At 67.5% G+C, this 17,553-nt stretch carries 17 protein-coding genes; 11 read left to right on the forward strand and 6 right to left on the reverse strand.

The annotated features are described in order from the left end of the window. Positions 1–1,299 carry a nucleoside transporter C-terminal domain-containing protein gene (locus tag V3B30_RS19335; RefSeq protein WP_100471316.1) on the reverse strand — a complete coding sequence of 433 codons (1,299 nt, stop codon included), beginning with the start codon at positions 1,297–1,299 and terminating at the stop codon, positions 1–3. 193 nt (positions 1,300–1,492) lie between these two features. On the opposite strand from V3B30_RS19335, the gene V3B30_RS19340 reads away from it, so the two are divergent. The 5 genes from V3B30_RS19340 (at position 1,493) to V3B30_RS19360 (ending at position 6,803) form a co-directional block, all read left to right on the forward strand. Next, the gene (locus V3B30_RS19340; RefSeq protein WP_100471317.1) at positions 1,493–2,464 is read left to right on the forward strand and encodes an aldo/keto reductase; all 972 of its coding nucleotides are present in this window, start codon (positions 1,493–1,495) and stop codon (positions 2,462–2,464) included. A gap of 185 nt (positions 2,465–2,649) precedes the next feature. Continuing rightward, a complete protein-coding gene (locus V3B30_RS19345) occupies positions 2,650–2,844 on the forward strand; it encodes a hemin uptake protein HemP (protein ID WP_005412278.1) in 195 nt (64 codons plus the stop codon). Positions 2,845–2,997: 153 nt separating this feature from the next. Further along, the gene (locus V3B30_RS19350) at positions 2,998–5,190 is read left to right on the forward strand and encodes a TonB-dependent hemoglobin/transferrin/lactoferrin family receptor (protein ID WP_315973623.1); all 2,193 of its coding nucleotides are present in this window, start codon (positions 2,998–3,000) and stop codon (positions 5,188–5,190) included. Positions 5,191–5,194: 4 nt separating this feature from the next. Beyond that, a complete protein-coding gene (locus V3B30_RS19355) occupies positions 5,195–5,794 on the forward strand; it encodes a Hemin transport protein (protein ID WP_262083311.1) in 600 nt (199 codons plus the stop codon). A gap of 73 nt (positions 5,795–5,867) precedes the next feature. After that, positions 5,868–6,803, forward strand: a complete 936-nt coding sequence (locus V3B30_RS19360) for a DUF6607 family protein (protein WP_262083310.1) — start codon at positions 5,868–5,870, stop codon at positions 6,801–6,803. Between the two features lie 108 nt (positions 6,804–6,911). Here the strand turns inward: V3B30_RS19360 and V3B30_RS19365 are convergent, their stop codons facing one another. The 4 genes from V3B30_RS19365 to V3B30_RS19380 all read right to left on the reverse strand — a co-directional run bounded on the left by V3B30_RS19365 (position 6,912) and on the right by V3B30_RS19380 (position 10,863). Continuing rightward, on the reverse strand, positions 6,912–7,250 hold the full coding sequence (locus V3B30_RS19365; protein WP_262083309.1) for a hypothetical protein: 339 nt from the start codon (positions 7,248–7,250) through the stop codon (positions 6,912–6,914). A 2-nt stretch (positions 7,251–7,252) separates the two neighbouring features. Continuing rightward, the gene (locus tag V3B30_RS19370) at positions 7,253–7,606 is read right to left on the reverse strand and encodes a DMT family protein (RefSeq protein ID WP_100471321.1); all 354 of its coding nucleotides are present in this window, start codon (positions 7,604–7,606) and stop codon (positions 7,253–7,255) included. 69 nt (positions 7,607–7,675) lie between these two features. After that, positions 7,676–10,192: an FtsX-like permease family protein gene (locus V3B30_RS19375; protein WP_100471322.1), complete on the reverse strand. Its 2,517-nt coding sequence runs from the start codon at positions 10,190–10,192 to the stop codon at positions 7,676–7,678. Continuing rightward, positions 10,189–10,863, reverse strand: coding sequence for an ATP-binding cassette domain-containing protein (locus V3B30_RS19380; RefSeq protein WP_315973625.1), 675 nt, complete (start codon positions 10,861–10,863; stop codon positions 10,189–10,191). The genes V3B30_RS19375 and V3B30_RS19380 overlap by 4 nt, the downstream gene beginning before the upstream one ends. 48 nt (positions 10,864–10,911) lie before the next feature. Between V3B30_RS19380 and V3B30_RS19385 the strand changes: the two genes are divergently transcribed. From V3B30_RS19385 to V3B30_RS19395, 3 genes are all read left to right on the forward strand, one after another. Next, entirely contained in the window at positions 10,912–11,556 is a 645-nt protein-coding gene (locus V3B30_RS19385) for an arylesterase (protein WP_315973593.1), read from the forward strand. Positions 11,557–11,643: 87 nt separating this feature from the next. Then, positions 11,644–12,357 (forward strand): response regulator transcription factor, encoded by a 714-nt coding sequence (locus V3B30_RS19390; RefSeq protein WP_002811889.1) that lies wholly within the window; start codon positions 11,644–11,646, stop codon positions 12,355–12,357. Positions 12,358–12,512: 155 nt separating this feature from the next. After that, positions 12,513–13,784 (forward strand): HAMP domain-containing sensor histidine kinase, encoded by a 1,272-nt coding sequence (locus V3B30_RS19395; protein WP_262083308.1) that lies wholly within the window; start codon positions 12,513–12,515, stop codon positions 13,782–13,784. 111 nt (positions 13,785–13,895) lie between these two features. Here V3B30_RS19395 and V3B30_RS19400 read toward each other — a convergent pair whose 3' ends face one another. Continuing rightward, on the reverse strand, positions 13,896–14,597 hold the full coding sequence (locus V3B30_RS19400; RefSeq protein ID WP_262083307.1) for an SGNH/GDSL hydrolase family protein: 702 nt from the start codon (positions 14,595–14,597) through the stop codon (positions 13,896–13,898). Between the two features lie 213 nt (positions 14,598–14,810). On the opposite strand from V3B30_RS19400, the gene V3B30_RS19405 reads away from it, so the two are divergent. The 3 genes from V3B30_RS19405 to V3B30_RS19415 all read left to right on the forward strand — a co-directional run bounded on the left by V3B30_RS19405 (position 14,811) and on the right by V3B30_RS19415 (position 17,373). After that, positions 14,811–15,206, forward strand: a complete 396-nt coding sequence (locus V3B30_RS19405; RefSeq protein WP_049435654.1) for a diacylglycerol kinase — start codon at positions 14,811–14,813, stop codon at positions 15,204–15,206. 32 nt (positions 15,207–15,238) lie between these two features. Then, the gene (locus tag V3B30_RS19410) at positions 15,239–15,988 is read left to right on the forward strand and encodes a TerC family protein (RefSeq protein WP_049422852.1); all 750 of its coding nucleotides are present in this window, start codon (positions 15,239–15,241) and stop codon (positions 15,986–15,988) included. Positions 15,989–16,212: 224 nt separating this feature from the next. Next, the gene (locus V3B30_RS19415) at positions 16,213–17,373 is read left to right on the forward strand and encodes an MFS transporter (RefSeq protein WP_262083306.1); all 1,161 of its coding nucleotides are present in this window, start codon (positions 16,213–16,215) and stop codon (positions 17,371–17,373) included. Positions 17,374–17,553 lie beyond the last annotated feature (180 nt).

Consider the following 17,553-nt stretch of genomic DNA (forward strand, 5'->3'; position numbering starts at 1 on the left):
TCAACTGAAGTGCGTCAGCACGCCGGCGATGGTCGCCGTCATGAAGGTGGCAATGGTACCGCCCAGCACGGCGCGCAGGCCGAACTTGGCCAGGTCGTGGCGACGTTCCGGGGCCAGGCCGCCGATACCGCCGATCTGGATCGCGATCGAGCTGAAGTTGGCGAAGCCGCACAGCGCGTAAGTGGCGATCAGGCGACCTTCCTCGGACAGGCTCACGCCAGCGATCTGGCCGTTCACGATCTGCGACAGTTCGGTGTAGGCCACGAACTCGTTGATCACGACCTTCTGGCCGATCAGCGAACCGACGGTGGTGGCATCGGCCCACGGGGTGCCGATCACCCAGGCGATCGGGGCCAGCACGTAACCGAAGATGGTCGACAGGTTGGTCGGCTTGCCGATGGCAGCAGCCAGGCCGGTCACATCGCCGATCCAGGTCAGCGGGGCGTTCAGCAGCGCGATCAGGGCGATGAAGGCCAGCAGCATCGCGCCGATGTTCAGCGCCAGCTTCAGGCCGTCACCGGCGCCGGCGGCGGCCGCGTCGATGATGTTGCTGGAGGTCTTCTCGACTTCCATCTTCACCGTGCCGCGGGTGAGCGGGGTGCCGGTTTCCGGGATCAGCAGCTTGGCCACGACCAGGGTGGCCGGGGCTGCCATGATGCTGGCCGCCAGCAGGTGCTTGGCGTAGAAGGCCTGCTGCGCCGGATCACCGCCGCCGAGCATGCCCACGTAGGCCGCCAGCACGCCGCCGGCGATGTGCGCCATGCCGCCGATCATCATGGTCAGCAGCTCGGACTGGGTCATCCTGGCGATGTACGGGCGCACGGTCAGCGGCGCCTCGGTCTGGCCGATGAAGACGCTGGCGCAGACGCTGGTGGTTTCCGCGCCGGACACGCGCATCACCTTGGTGATCGACCACGCCATCACGCGCACGATCGCCTGCATGATGTTGAGGTGGTACATCACCCCCATCAGCGCCGAGAAGAAGATGATGGTCGGCAGCACCTGGAAGGCGAAGATGAAGCCGTAGTTCTTGGTGTCCATCAACGAGCCGAAGATGAAGCCCGAGCCTTCGTTGACGAAGCTGAGAACCTTGACGAAGCCCTTGCCCAGCGCATCGAACACATCGCGCCCGCCCGGCACCAGGATCACCAGCGCAGCGAACGCGATCTGCAGGGTGATACCGGTGGCAACCAGCTTCCAGTCAACCGCACGCTTGTTGTTGGAAAACAACCAGGTGATGCCGATCAGCACCGCCAACCCGAACAGGCCGAAGCCGATCCTGCCCAAACCTTCGACCATGTGAGTGACTCCCCTGGGGCGTCGCGAAAAACGGGAAGCCTAGTGCAGGGCAGGGGCCGGGGCAAGAAAAAGCAGCGTGCGCGCACCCAACGGTACCGATCAGGCCAGCAACGGCAAGGGCTTGCGGCCGGCGGCGGAAGGTAGAATGGGGTTTGATCCCGGCCCGGATGCGGGCCCGCAGCAGGAGATTCGCATGCAATACCGTCGCCTGGGCTCCACCGGCCTGCCGATTTCCGCCCTGTCCTTCGGCGCCTGGGTGACCTTCGGTGACCAGATCCCGCGCGACGAGGCCCGCAACCTGGTGGCTGCGGCCTGGGACCACGGCGTCAACTTCTTCGACAACGCCGAGGGCTATGCCAACGGCCGCGCCGAACAGGTGATGGGTGATGTGATCGCCGACCTGCGCCTGCCGCGCGATGGCCTCTGCGTGTCCAGCAAGGTGTTCTTCGGCAGCGCCAAGGACCCACGGCCGACCCAGCGCGGCCTGTCGCGCAAGCATGTGACCGACGCCTGCCATGCTGCGCTCAAGCGCCTGCGGGTCGATTACCTGGACCTTTATTACTGCCACCGCCCGGATCCGGACGCACCGATCGCCGAGACCGTGCATGCCATGGATACCCTGGTGCGGCAGGGCAAGGTCCTCTACTGGGGTACCTCGGAGTGGTCGGCGGTGCAGATCCAGCAGGCGCTGGACATCGCCGACGCGCGCAACCTGCAGGGCCCGTCCATGGAACAGCCGCAGTACAACCTGCTGCACCGCGAACGGGTCGAGGTCGAGTACGCGCCGCTGTATGCCGGTGCCGGCCTGGGCACCACCATCTTCTCACCGCTGGCCTCGGGCCTGCTGACCGGCAAGTACGACCAGGGCATTCCGGCGGATGCGCGGCTGGGCCGCGAGGGCATGGAATGGCTGCAGGCGCTGGTGATGGGTGACGACACAGAGGCCCGCCTGGCCCAGGTGCGCCGTTTCAGCCAGGTGGCGCGCGTACTGGGGCACGCCCCGGCCACGCTGGCCATCGCCTGGTGCCTGCGCAACCCGAACGTCTCCAGCGTGATCCTGGGCGCCAGCCGGGTCAGCCAACTGCTGCAGAACCTGCAGGCGCTGGAGGTTCTGGAGCAGGTCGACGCCGCTGGCTGGGCGCAGGTCGAAGCCGTCTTCGCCTGACAGCCCTCTGCAGCGTCGAGCCATGCTCGACGCTACAAAAGCACCGCGCCCAACATGCCATTGATGATGTCTATCGAATTTAAGAATTCGATCATTAATCCCATCAATGAAATTGAGAATGGTTGTTGATTGTCAACTGAGAATCATTATCATTTAACTCGTCCCTCGCACGAGTCCAGATGCTCATGAATGCTCAACCTGTACTGCTGCGCCCCGAAACGCTGACCCTCCGCGATCGTCCGGTCCGTGTCGTTCCGCCGGAAGAGGTCATCGACAGCGAAGCCCTGCTCAAGGGCCGTCGTGAAATCCTGATCCAGCACGGCGACCGCTTCTACCGCCTGCGGCACACCAGCAACGACAAGCTGATCCTGACCAAGTAATCGCGGCCTGGTCGCCCGCCCCCCTCCCTCCTGCCGGCTGCGCCGGCAGGGTGGGCGACCCGTCCGCTCCCGCTCTCTCCCCCTCGGTCTACCGCGTGCACCCTCCGGGTGTGCCGGTAACCGGGGGTTCCCCTGCCTGACCGAACGAACCCGATGACCCGCCAAACCGCCCTCTGCCTTGCCGTCTGGATGGCCCTGCCGCTGTCCGCCCACGCTGCTGCCGCGGCCACCGCTGCGCCCGAGGCGCGCGAATTCGACCGCGTGCAGGTCACCGCCACCCGTACCGAGCGGGCGGTAAGCGATGTGGCGGCCACCGTGGACGTCATCGACCGCGAGCAGATGGACCGGCACCTGGTGCAGGACATCAAGGATCTGCTGCGCTACGAGCCGGGCCTGTCGGTCAGCCGCAGCGCCGCGCGCTTCGGCCTCGGCAGCATCCGCATCCGTGGCCTGGACGGCAACCGCGTGCGTGTGCAGACCGATGGCATCGCCATGCCCACCAGCTTCAACATCGGCTCGTTCTCCAACGCCAACCGCAACTTCACCGACCTGGACACGCTCAAGCGCGTGGAGATCGTGCGCGGCCCGGCCAGCTCGCTGTACGGGTCCGATGCGCTCGGTGGTGTGGTCGCCTTCGTCACCAAGGATCCGGCCGATTACCTGAAGGATGGCAAGGACAGCTACGTTGGCCTGAAGTTCGGCTACGACGGCGAGTGGAAGGGCCTGCTCGGTGGCGTGACCAGCGCGTTCGGCGGCGAACACTGGAGTGGCATGGTCAACATCAACCATCGCCAGGGCCAGGAAACCGACAACAAGGGCGACGTGCGCAGCCTCGACAACACCCGCACCGCGCCCAACCCGCAGGACCGCGATGGCCGCAGTGGCCTGGCCAAGCTGGTCTATGCACCCAGCGAGGACCAACGCTTCCGGCTGACCGTGGAAGGCAACGAAGACAACACCGATACCAACGTGCTGTCCTCGATCGACCGCACCACCACCACCGGCATGAAGGCGCGCGACACGCAGAACCGCACCCGCGTGTCGTTCGCCCATGAAATGGATGCGCTGGACAAGGGCTTCGCCGACAGCCTGCATTGGCAGCTGTATACCCAGCACAGTGAAACCACCCAGATCACCGATGAGGACCGCGCCAACCGCAGCCGCCGCCACCGCGAGTTCAACTTCGACCAGCGCGTGTACGGCCTGCAGGCGCAGTTCAACAAGGCGTTCAGCACCGGCAGCGTCGAACACGCGCTGACCTACGGCCTCGAGGGCGCGCGCACCGAAATCCGCCAGAAGCGCGACGGCTACCAGGTGCTGGCCAATGGCCAGACCAGCACCACCATCCTGCCCGACGCCTTCCCGGTACGCGATTTCCCGATCAGCAAGACCACCGAGCTGGGCCTGTACGCGCAGGATGAAATGCGCATGGCCAACGGCAAGCTGTCGCTGGTGCCAGGCGTGCGCGTGGACCGCTACGAACTCAAGCCGGAGGTGGACAGCATCTTCGCCGAAGACAATCCCGGCGTTGCGGTGGCCAAGCTGACCAAGACCAGCGTGTCGCCGAAGCTGGGCATGGTCTATCGCTTCACCGATGAATGGTCGCTGTTCGCGGGCTACTCGCATGGCTTCCGCTCGCCGCCGTACAACGACGTCAACCTGGGCTTCACCAACTTCGCCTTCGGCTACACCGCCATTCCCAATCCGGACCTGAAGCCGGAAACCAGTGACGGCATGGAGCTGGGCCTGCGCTTCCTGTCGCCGGCGGCCTACGTCAGCCTCAGCGGCTACTACAACGAGTACAAGGACTTCATCGAGTCGCAGTCGCTGGTCGGTACCAACGCACAGGGCCTGATGGTGTTCCAGTCGCGCAACATCGCCGACGCGCGCATCTACGGTGCCGAACTGAAGGCCGGCGTCGACTTCGGCCAGGTCAGCCCGGCGCTGCAGGGCTGGGCGCTGCGCAGTTCGGTGGCCTGGTCGCGCGGCGACAACAAGACCGAAGACACCCCGCTGGATTCGGTCGACCCGCTGCGTGGCACCGTCGGCCTGATGTACGACACCGACACCTGGGGCGTCGAACTGGCCGGTACCTTCGTCAAGCGCAAGGACCGCGTCACTGCGGCCACGGTGTACCGCCCGGCCGGCTACGGCGTGGCCGACCTGATGGCGCACTGGAACTTCGCCCCGGGCGCCACCTTCAACGTCGGCGTGTTCAACCTGGGCGACAAGCGCTACATCGACTGGTCCAACGTGGGTTCGACGCTGTCGCCGACCAGCCGCGTGCTGGACCGCTATACCAGCCCGGGCCGTACCCTCTCCGCCAGCCTTGCCGTTTCCTGGTGACCTCATGAGCCGAGCCTTGTCCGCACGCAGGAACGACGCCATCGCCGCGCAGGGCAGCGCGGCCTGGCCGACGCCGGCACAGCTGGCCACGCTCGGTACCGTGTTGTGCCTGTACCGCGCCGACGGCAACGAGCTCGGTGGCTGGCGCCAGGCGGTACGCGTGCATGCCTGCCAGGGCGTGGACAGCGAGGGCGTGCGCGAAAGCCTGTGTTTCCTCGATGCCCGCGGCCGCTGCGTGTGGCGCCTGTACCTGCTGCCCGACAGCGATTTCCTGGCCTGGGACCGGCTGGTCGCGGCGTTGCCGCCTGGCCCGGAACATGACAGCGATGGCAGTGTCGGCGAACGCCTGTGGCGGCGCCTGGCCGGGCACCTCGGCGGCCAGCGCTGGCGCCTGTGCACGTTGCGCCTGCATGCCGCCGACGATGGCCGCACCCTCGCTGCAAGCCTGTCGGCGCTGTCTTCGCTGGGCGCAGCCACCGCGCGACGCATCGCGCGGCTGGAAGGTGCCGAAGGCGAGCTGGCGATCGACGATTGCTGCTGCGCCGACGCTGCACGTCGCCCGGCGCCGCGGGTTCCCGGCGACCTGCCGCTGATCCGGCTGTGACCCTTTCCTGATGGAACGCCTGTCGGCCATGGACGGCCTCTCACTACACCTGCTACCCCGAAGGAAGACCCCGATGAAGTTCCAGACAGCCAGCGTCATGCTGCTGCTCGCCGCCAGCGGCGTGGCCAGCGCGCAGCCCTCCGACATCGCCCGCGACCACGACAGCATCCTCGCCATGCAGGGCGAGTACACAGTGGATTTCGCCTTCGACGAGACCGTGCTGCTGAAGCCCGGCTACGAGCGTGCCCCGGCGATGCGCAGCGGCGGCAACGAGCTGGTCATCGTGGTCGAGGACACCCCCAGGCGCATCGTGCTGCAGCACCTGCTGCTGGATGAAAAGAGCGGCCACATCACCAAGCACTGGCGCCAGGACTGGGTCTACGAAGCGCCGAACCGCTTCGAGTTCAGTGCCGACCAGACCTGGCAGGTACGCAGCATCGCGGCGGCCGTGAACAAGGGCGCCTGGACCCAGTGCGTGTATGAAGTGAGCGATGCTCCGCGCTACTGCGGCACCGGCGCGTGGACCTACACCAACAACGTGCCGACGTGGACCAGCGACCTCAGCTGGCGCCCGTTGCCGCGCCGTGAATACACCAAGCGCAGCGACTACAACGCGCTGGCCGTGGTCAACCGCCACACGCTTACGCCCAATGGCTGGACCCACGAGCAGTTCAATACCAAGGTGCAGCGCAACGCCGACGGCAGCCAGGTGGAGATCGCCCGCGAGTTCGGCTTCAACGACTACGTGAAGACCACCGAGATCGACTTCACCCCGGCCCGCGACTACTGGAAGGCCACCGCTGGTTACTGGGCCAAGGTACGCCAGCGCTGGGACGGCTTCCTCGGCCAGGCCCCGGGCGTGCACCTGAAGACCAAGCTGGACGGCATGGCGATGATCATCCCGCTGTTCACCCAGGCCGAAGAGATCCAGTCCGGCAAGACGGTGAAGGACAAGCAGATCGACGACGTGTTCGCCAAGTACGTTGAGAAGGCGCCGAAGGAAGGCTGATCGCCACGGCTTTGGCGGGTGCCGGGTTTGCCCGGCACCGCATCCACGCATGGCGTGGATCTACCGATCTTTGCCTCTGGTCAAGCGCCATGCGCGAATGCGCTGCACTCAGGACGCCGGTCCACCCAGCGTGGTCAGGTCCAGCCCGGCGTCCCGGAACGTACGCAGGGTGGCCCGCAGGCTCGCCTCGTCATCGCGCGTGCGGACGCCCATGATGGCGTCGCCGCAGCGCGCGCGGTCCGTGCTGCACGCCTGCGGGTCGGGCAGCAGCAGCGCGGTCTGCCCGGCCAGGATCGCCATGTGCACCACTTCCTTTACCGTTTCCAGCACGAAGGCCTGCACCGGGTCCGGGACATGGCCCACCGCAGTGCGGGCACATGCGGGCAGCATCGCCAACAGCAGCGGCACGCCGACGAGAACAGCGCGCAGGCAGAAGCCGTGTCTCATTGCTATTCCTTGAACATCAGGAACGCCGCCACCACGATCAATCCGAACGCCGCGTAGTGGTTCCACTTCAGCGGTTGGCCCAGGTAGAACGCGGAGAACACCGCGAACACCAGCAGCGTGATCACTTCCTGCATGCCCTTCAGCTGCGGCGCCGAATACACTGCGCTGCCGAGCCGATTGCCGGGCACCTGCAGGCAGTACTCGAAGAACGCGATGCCCCAGCTGGCCAGGATCACCGTCATCAGCGGGGCACTCTTGAACTTCAGGTGCCCGTACCAGGCGAAGGTCATGAAGATGTTGCTGCCGAGCAGCAGCAACACCGGGTACAGGTAAGCGGCGAACGAGGTGCCGGGCATCCGGGCGATCTCAGCGAGGTGGGGCGCGCAGCATACAGCCGGCCCCACCCCAGGCGTGTCACGACCGCGTCAGGCTTCGCGCAGCGCCAGTGCCGGCGGCGTATGCAGGATCGCCCGGGTACCCCACCAGCCCGCCAGCAGGCTCAACCCGATGCCGACCACGCCGCCGATCAGCAGGCCCGGCCATGGCGGCAGCAGCGGCAGCTCGAACACCCTCTGCGAGACCGCTACACCGATGGCGGCCGCCGCGCCCACCGCCAGCAGCGCCGCCAGCGTGCCCAGCGCGCCGAATTCCACCAGCACCGCGCCACGCAGCTGGCGCCGGGTCGCGCCCAGGGTGCGCAGCACCGCGCTGTCGTAGCGGCGCTCGCCGGCAGTGGCCTGCAACGCGGCCAGCAGTACCAGCAGTCCGGCCAGCAGGCTGAACACCATCACCAGCTGCACCGCCTGTGCCACCCGTTCCATCACATCGCGCACCTGCGAGATCACCGCGTCCACGTCCAGCAGCGACAGGTTCGGCTGCGCGCGTACCAGTTCGCCCAGTCCCGCCGCCTTGCCGGGCGGCAGATGGAATGCCGACAGGAGGTTGTGCGGGGTATCGCCCACCGCGTTCGGATTGAGCAGCACGAAGAAGTTCGGACGGAAGGTGTTCCAGTCCGCCTTGCGCACGCTGGTGACAGTGAATTGGCGTTCCTGCTCGCCCACCGCAATGCTGATGCGGTCGCCCGGATACACGCCGTAGCGCTTGGCCCAGCCGATTTCCACCGACGCCTCCGCCGCGGTGCTGTCGGCCTTCCAGAAGGTGCCGTTCACCAGGGTATTGGCGGGCGGGAAGGTGCTGCGCCAGCTGAAGTTCAACGGACGGTTCCCGTCATCGTCGTCGCGCTGGCCTTCGCCCTGAGCCGGCTGCCCGTCCTGCACGGACGCGCGGTCCACGCGCAGTGGCGGCTTGCCGTTGATCGCGATCAGGCGGCCGGTGGCCATCGGTTCGATGCTGGCGTCATTGGCACCCAGCCCACGCAGCGCGGCCAGCACGCTGTTGCGCTGTTCGGGCTGGATGTTGATCAGGAAGTAGTTGGGGGTATCCGCGGGCAGGCGCTCGCGCCACTGCTGCAGCAGGCCGGGGCCGGTCACCGCCAGCAGCAACAGTGCGCACAACGACAGTGACAGCCCGACCAGCTGCATCACCGCCAGCATCCGGCGCCGGGTCAGCGCGGCCAGGCCCAGCCGCCAGTTGCCATGCAGGCGGTGTTGCAGGCCGCGCAGCAGCTGCAGCAGCACGAAGCCGATGCCACCGGCCGCCACCGCCAGCACGGCCAGGCCGCCCAGCACCCACAGCGCCAGTTTCAGGTCGCCGGTGACCTGCACCGCCAGCAGCAGGCTGGCGGCCAACGCCGCCACATAGGCCAGCAACGAGGCCGGCGGCAGGGCGGCAAAGGAACGGTTGAGCACGCGCATCGGCGGCACCCCGCGCAGGCGCAGCAGCGGTGGCAGGCCGAAGCCGAACAGCAGCAACAGGCCGATGCCGGCGCCGGTCAGCGCAGGCATCGCTTCGGGCAACGGCAGGCGTTGCGGCACCAGGCTGCCCAGCACCTGTACCAGGCCTTCCTGCGCGGCCATGCCCAGGCCGATGCCGAGCGCACAGGCCGGCACCGCCAGCATCAGCAACTGCAGCGCCAGGCCCAGCAGGATGTCGCGCTGGCGAGCGCCCAGGCAGCGCAGGATCGCCACCTGGTCGATGCGGCGCAGCGCGAAGCGGTTGGCGGCCAGTGCGGTGGCCACGCCCGCCAGCAGTACCGCCAGCAGCGCGCTCAGGCCGAGGAAGCGCCCGGCCAGATCGAAGGCCTGGCGCACGCCACGCTGGGTATCGTCCACGCTCAGCAGGCGCAGGCCCTTCACCTGTGGCAGCAGCCATTGCCGCAGCGCCGCGATCGGCTCCGCTGCGCCGGCGAACATCAGCCGGTAGTTGATGCGGCTGCCTGGGCCGAGCAGTCCGGTGCCCTCCACATCGGCGCGATTGACCAGCAGGGTCGGCGAGAGCGTGAGCAGGTCGCCACCGGTGTCCGGCTCGGATTCAATGATGCCGGCGATGCGCAGCGTGCCGGCGCCGAACTCGAGGTCATCGCCGGCCTTCAGCCCCAGCCCCTGCAGCAGGCGCGGGTCGGCATAGGCCTGGCCCTTGGGCGGCATGCCGGCATCGGTGATCAACACACCGCCGGGCGTGGCCCTTACCCGCAGCGTGCCGCGCAGCGGATAGCCCGCCTGCACGGCCTTGATGCTGGCCATCTGGCTGGCCTCGCCGTTGAACAGCACGCTGCCGAAGCTGGCGATGCGGGTGTAGGCCAGTCCACGCCGCTGTGCTTCTTCAGCGAATGCCTGCGGCGGGTCGTCGCGGCCGGCGATGCCGAGGTCGCCGCCGAGCATTTCCGCCGCGCTGCCGGACAACGCCAGGTTGACCCGGTTCACCAGCGTGCCCACGGCGGTCATCACCGCCACGCCCAGCACCAGCGCGGCGAACACGGTCAGCAGGTCGCCGGCCAGGGCCTCGCGGCGCAGCGCGCGCCACGCATGGCGCAGCAGGTTCATGCCTGCGCCCCACGCTCGACCGGCAGCAGGCGGCCGTCGTCGATGCGGTGGACGTACTGGCAGCGCTGGGCCAGGCGCAGGTCGTGGGTGACCAGCACCAGGGTGGTGCCGCTGCCTGCATTGAGTTCGAACAGCAGGTCGCTGATGTGCTGGCCGGTGGCGTGGTCCAGCGAGCCGGTCGGTTCGTCGGCAAACAGGATGCGTGGGCGGGTGACGAAGGCGCGTGCCAGCGCTACGCGCTGCTGCTCGCCGCCGGACAGCTGGCGCGGGTAGTGGCGGGCGCGATGGGCCAGGCCGACCTGCGCCAGCACCTCGTCCACCCGCGCGCGGTCCTCGCGCCCGGCCAGTTCCAGCGGCAGTGCGACGTTCTCGGCGGCGGTCAGTGCCGGCAGCAGGTGGAAGCTCTGGAACACGAAGCCGACTTCGCGTGCGCGCAGCTGGGCACGTGCCTCTTCATCGAGTTGGCCCAGATCCTGGCCGGACAGCGCGATGCGGCCGCGGCTGGGCAGGTCCAGGCCGGCCAGCAGGCCGAGCAGGGTGGTCTTGCCGGAACCGGAGGCGCCGACGATGGCCGCGCTGGTTCCTTCATGGACGGTCAGGGTGATGTTGTCCAGTATGTGGACTTCACCCTCCGGGCCCTGTACGGATTTGCCGACCTGGTCGACGGCGATGGCGGCGGACGCGCTGCGGGGGGACAGGCTGTCGATGAGGAGACTCCAATGCGCAAGACGGGATGGAGCCGGCGAGCCGGCGCGATGATGGTGCTGCTGCTAGGGTTCCTGCTGCTGCCCGGGCTGGCCTGTGCCAAAGGTCCGGCCGGCACCGTGCTGGTGCTCGGCGACAGCCTCAGTGCTGCCCACAATATCCCTGCCGACGCCGGCTGGGTCAGCCTGCTGCAGCAGCGGGTCAGGCAGCAGTCGAAAACCCCGGCGCGCATCGTCAATGCCAGCATGAGCGGGGAAACCACCGCCGGCGCGCTGACCCGCCTGCCGGGCCTGCTGGCGAAGGAAAAGCCGACCGTGGTGGTGATCGCGCTGGGCGGCAACGACGCACTGCGCGGGCTGACGCCGGCGCAGGTGCAGGGCAATCTGGAAAAGATGGTGCAGGCCAGCCAGAAGGCCGGTGCCAAGGTATTGCTGCTGGGCATCGACGTACCGCCCAACTATGGACCGGCCTACCGCCAGCGCCTGGCAGCGGCCTACAAGGCATTGGCTGCGCAGTACAAGGTGCCGCTGCTGCCGTTCCTGCTGGAAGGCGTGGCCCTGCAGCCGGGCATGATGCAGGCCGATGGCCTGCACCCCACGGCACAGGCGCAGCCGAAGGTGCTGGACAACGTATGGCCGCTGCTGCGGCCCCTGCTCTGAACGATTTACAACCCTCTTGACGGAACTTCACATCGCGTCCACCGTCGATCCGGCATGTTTCACAAAGCTGAAGTTAGAGGGAATCACATGCGTCAGACGAAGGAGACCTCCGGCTTGGTGCTGGTGGTCGAAGACAACCGCAACATCTCCGAGATGATCGGGGAATACCTGGAAGGTCGCGGCTTCGAAGTCGACTATGCACAGGACGGCCTGGATGGCTACCGCCTCGCGGCGGAGAACAGCTATGACGTCGTGGTGCTCGACTTGATGTTGCCGCGCCTGGATGGCATCGAAGTATGCCGTCGCCTGCGCAACGATGCGCGCAAGTCCACACCGGTGCTGATGCTCACGGCACGCGACACTCTGGACGACAAGCTCACCGGCCTGGGGTTCGGCGCCGATGACTACCTGACCAAGCCGTTCGCGATCCAGGAGCTGGAAGCCCGCCTTCGCGCGCTGATCCGCCGCGAACGCCGCCAGGTCGGTTCGGAAGTGCTCAAGGTCGCCGACCTGGTGCTCGATCCGGTCAGCATGCGCGCCACCCGTGCCGGCACCGAGCTGCAGCTGTCGCCGATCGGCCTGCGCCTGCTGACCATCCTGATGCGCGAATCGCCGCGCGTGGTCACCCGCCAGGAGATCGAACGCGAGATCTGGGGCAATGGCCTGCCGGATTCGGACACCCTGCGCAGCCATCTGTACAACCTGCGCAAGATCATCGACAAGCCGTTCGACCGTCCGCTGCTGCACACCGTGCAGAGCGCCGGCTACCGCATTGCCGATATCGCCCAGCCGATGGCCTGATCAGGGCCCACGCCGGTGCAGTTGCAGGCCCGGCTGGGCAATGACCATGCACGGAGCCGGGGATGACCGGCCGGCGCTGCCGCCGGTCATCACCCGTGCACGACTACGGCGCGGTGCGCTGCCTATAATCGCAGCGCTCTGACCGGGACCCCGCAATGCCGCACGGCCTGCCGCGCAAGATCCGTATCGCCTTCATCCTGCAGGCAGTTCTGGCCAGCCTGGGCATCCTGCTCGGTGCCTGGCTGGTCTCGCTGGTGATCAAGCACAGCCTGGTCGGCGCGGCCCTGCGCGAGGAAGCGGCGTACTACTGGACGCTGTACGAGGCCTCGCCGGTGCAGCCGCCACCCAACACCCAGAACATCCGTGGCTATCTGCTGGAAAGCGGGCAGTCGGCACTGTCCTTGCCGGCCAACCTGCGCAACCTGGAGCCCGGTTTCCACGAGCTGCCCAAGGACGACCAGCTGGTGCTGGTCGATGTGCGCCCGGCGGGCCGCCTGTACCTGGTATTCCTGCGGTCGCGCGCGGAGATGCTGGCCTTCTGGTTCGGCATCGTGCCGGTGCTGTTGACCTTGTTGGCGGTGTATGGCGCCAGCTGGGTCACCTACCGTGCCTCCAAGCGCCTGGTGTCGCCGGTGAACTGGCTGGCGCGGCGCGTCTCGCGCTGGGACCCGGGCCACCCGGAGGCGGCCGACCTGGAGCCGAACAAGCTGCCTGCGGACATGCAGGGCGAGACCCGGCAGCTGGCGGCGGCGCTGCATTCGCTGGCCAACCGGGTCAGCGCGCATGTGGCGCGCGAACGAAATTTCACCCGTGATGCCAGCCACGAGCTGCGCACGCCGTTGACCGTCATCCGCGTGGCCAGCGACATGGCCCTGGGCGATGAAGCCCTGCAGCCGCGCCTGCGCCGCAGCCTGCAGCGCATCCAGCGCGCCGGCCGTGACATGGAAGCAGTGATCGACGCGTTCCTGATCCTGGCCCGCGAAGCCGACGTCGAACCGCAGATCGAGCTGTTCGATGTCAACGACATCGTCCGCTATGAGGTGGACAATGCCAACGAGCTGCTGGGCAACCGGCCGGTATCGGTGCACCTGCACAGCGAAGCCCCGGTGCAGCTGCATGCACCGCCGCGGGTGCTGCAGGTGGTGGTCAGCAACCTGGTGCGCAACGCGTGCAGCTACACCGACGAAGGGCGTATCGACGTGCACGTGCTCACTGACCGGGTGGTGGTGCGCGATACCGGCATCGGCATGTCCGCCGAGGCGTTGTCGCGCGCGTTTGAACCCTTCTACCGCGCCGAGCCAAGCCGCCCGCAGGGCACCGGCCTGGGCCTGTCGATCGTGCGCCGGCTGTGCGACCGCTTCGGCTGGAAGGTCAGCCTGGCCAGTGAGCCTGGCCAGGGCACCGAAGCAACGGTGATCTTCCGATAGAGGGCTTTTGCCGGGCTGCGCCCGGCATCCGCCGAGGCAACATCAACATCCCCGTCTTCGACAGTTCCCCGCCATCCGCAGTAGATCCACGCCATGCGTGGATGGGGTTGCTCAGTTGCAGTTGACCTTCGGCGCCAGCGCCCTGGTCCAGATCGCATACCCGGCCGGGGTCATGTGCAGCATGTCCTCGCGGAACAGCGTCGCGTCCGGCTGTCCATCGGCGCCGAGCATCGGCGTGTAGATGTCGGTGAAGCCGGTATTGGGCAGCCTGGCCAGCGCGGCCTTGATCAGCGTGTTGGCTTCGTTGATCGCCGGCAGCAGGTGCGCGCGCGACGGGCTTGGCTTGATCGACAGGTACTCCACCTTCGTCTTCGGCAGGTCGCGATGCACGCGCTGCACGAAGGCGACCACGTCGTCGCGCACCTGCACGGCGCTGCGGCCGCTGTTGAGGTCGTTGTCGCCAGCGTAGAAGAACACCTTGCACGGCGCGTAGGGCACCACGATGCGGTCGGCATACCAGGTGCTGTCGCGCACTTCCGAGCCGCCGAAGCCGCGGTTGAACACCGGCTGGCCGGGGAAGTCGGTTGCCAGGCTCTCCCACATGCGGATGGAGGAGCTGCCGATGAATTCGATGCCACCGTGCGGCGGCGGGTTGGACGGGTCGGCGCTGGCGAAGCGGGCCATGTCGGCGGCCCAGGCCACGTTGGAGACCTGTTCGGGGACGCGCGGCGGCTTGGCCGGGCTCAGCGCCTGGGCCAGGGGGGCGGCGGTCAGCAGGCCCAGCATCAGCAGGCAGGTACGGCGACGGGACATCAGACGCTCCAGCAGGGAAGGGAGAGAGCCATCATAGAAGCTGGGGCGGGCCCGGGCTTGCCCCTGGCAGTCCATTCACCGGGCCGGTGCCGGGATGCGCTGACGGCCTTGTGGCAAAATGGCGGCCATCTGCCTATCCCTGTGCACCCATGATTCCCTGCCGTGCGTCTGAGCGGTCGCTGCGCCGCGCCCCTGTTGCTGGATGTTCCACCCGTGGCTGATCAGTTCGGCCATCTGCCCCGCGGCCCGCGCCGCATCTTCCAGGCCGCCCGCTGGTCCTGGCAGGGCCTGCGTGCGGCCTGGCTGCATGAGTCCTCGTTCCGGCTGGAGGTCTACCTGCTGATCCTGCTGACCCCGGTCGCGATCTGGCTGGGCCAGACCCCGGTCGAGCGCGCGCTGCTGATCGGCTCGATGCTGCTGGTGCTGGCGATGGAACTGGCCAACTCGGCCATCGAAGCGGTGATCGAACGTTACGGCAGCGAGATCCATGAGCTGGCCGGCCGCGCCAAGGACATGGGCTCGGCGGCGGTCTTCGTGCTGATGATGAACGTGCTTCTGTGCTGGGCGCTGGTCGTGGTCCCGCATGCAATGGCCGGCAATTACGGCTGATCCCCATTCCCCCACTGCCCTGAAGAGTTTCCATGTCCTTTGAGTTCCTCGCCGACCCCAATGCCTGGGTGACCCTGTTCACCCTGAGCGCACTGGAAATCGTGCTCGGCATCGACAACCTGGTGTTCATTTCCATCGCGGTCAGCAAGCTGCCGGAAGAGCGTCGCCCGTTCGCGCGCAAGCTCGGCATCGCCGTGGCCTGCATCACCCGCATCGCCCTGCTGGTGTCGCTGGCCTATCTGGCGCACATGTCCGCCAACCTGTTCACCGTGGCCGGCATGGGCATCTCCATCCGCGACCTGGTGCTGATCGTCGGTGGCCTGTTCCTGATCATCAAGGGCTACATGGAGATCAAGGAACTGATCACCGGTGGCGAAGACGAGAACCCAGCCACCAGCAAGGCCTCGGGTGTATTCGGCATGGTCATCCTGCAGATCGCCATCATCGACATCGTGTTCTCGCTGGACTCGGTGATCACCGCCGTCGGCATCGCCGATCACATCCCGGTAATGGTTGCCGCCATCCTGCTGTCGGTGATGGTGATGCTGCTGGCCGCCAACCCGCTGGGCCGCTTCATCGACGCCAACCCGACCGTGAAGATGCTGGCCCTGGCCTTCATCCTGCTGATCGGTGCGGTGCTGATCCTGGACGGCCTGGACGTGCACGTGCCCAAGCCCTACATCTATGCCGCGATGGGCTTCTCGGTGCTGGTGGAGTGGCTGAACCTGCTGATGCGCCGCCGCGCGCGCGAGCACCACGTGCCGGGCGCCGGCGACTGGTAAGCGCGCCACTGGCACGTGTGTCACCCAGAACCCCCGGCCTGGCCGGGGGTTCTGCGTTGTGGGGCGAGGCTCTACAACGGCGTTGCGGTTTTTGCACTTTCCGTGGGGTTCAGGCATCCACTTGTGAATCTGGATCAACAGTGTTTTCCCGGGGCGAGGCTTAATCCGCGACAGCAAAGCGCGCAGGCTACGCACTCCCGCTTCCCCGCCCCCAGGAAACCCCCATGAATTCCAGAGCCGCCTTGCTGGCGCTTGCCGTCGGCGCTTTCGCCATCGGAACCACCGAGTTTGCCCCGATGGGCCTGCTGCCGGTCATCGCCGACGGCGTGGGAGTCGGCATTCCGACCGCCGGCATGCTGATCACGGCCTACGCCGTCGGCGTGATGCTGGGCGCGCCGGTGATGACCCTGCTGATGGGCCGTTTCGGCAAGCGCACCGCGCTGATGCTGCTGATGTCGATCTTCGTGGTCGGCAACCTGTTGTCTGCACTGGCCCCGAACTACGGGCTGCTGCTGCTGTCGCGCCTGGTCACCAGCCTCAACCACGGTGCCTTCTTCGGCATCGGTGCGGTGGTCGCCGCCAGCCTGGTACCGAAGGAAAAGCAGGCCGCCGCCGTGGCCACCATGTTCATGGGCCTGACCATCGCCAACATCGGCGGCGTGCCGCTGGCGACCTGGGTCGGCCAGCAGCTGGGCTGGCGCCTGTCCTTCGCCGGTACGGCGATGCTGGGCCTGGTCGCGATCACCGCGCTGGGCTTCGCGCTGCCGGCGTCCGCACCGGGGCCGCGCCCGGACGTGCGCCGCGAACTGAAGGCGATCCTGCAGCCGCCGGTGCTGCTGGCGATGGCCACCACCGTGCTCGGTGCCGGTGCCATGTTCACTCTTTACACCTACGTTGCGCCGGTGCTGACCGAACTGACCGGCGCCTCCAACGGCTTCATCGCGCTGTCGCTGGCGCTGATCGGTATCGGCTTCACCGTCGGCAACGGCATCGGCGGGCGCATGGCCGACTGGTCGCTGGATGGCGCCACCCGCATCCTGCTGGCCGTCCTGGCACTGCTGATGTTCGTGCTGCCGCTGGCCTTCATGAGCCACGCCACCGCCGCCCTCGGTGTGCTGCTGTTCGGCGCGGCGACCTTCGCCCTCGTACCGCCGCTGCAGATCCGGGTGATGCAGGCAGCCAGCGAGGCGCCGGGCCTGGCATCGTCGATCAACGTGGGTGCGTTCAACCTGGGCAATGCCGTGGGTGCGGCGCTGGGGGGCGCGGTGATCAGCTCGGGGCTGGGCTACGCCGCGATTCCGGTGGCCGGTGGCCTGCTGGCGGCGTCGGGCCTGCTGCTGGCGTGGCTGGGGCGGACGCGCGCTGTGGTGGCCGAGGCCTGCTGAGTGATGTGGGGTGCCGGCAGGGCTTGCAGCCCTGCACCCGCCGAATCAACGTCAACGTCAACGGCAAAAGCCTGCATTCCGTGGGTTGGCGGGGTGGGTCCGGTTGAGGGGGGCGCTGCAAGTACGTCCATGTAAGCTCGGTCGCCGCATCCATGCGGCTCACGCCCCCTCAACCGGACC

The sequence above is a fragment of the Stenotrophomonas sp. SMYL41 genome, from assembly GCF_036319965.1.
In the GTDB taxonomy this organism is placed as follows: Bacteria; Pseudomonadota; Gammaproteobacteria; order Xanthomonadales; family Xanthomonadaceae; genus Stenotrophomonas; species Stenotrophomonas maltophilia_R.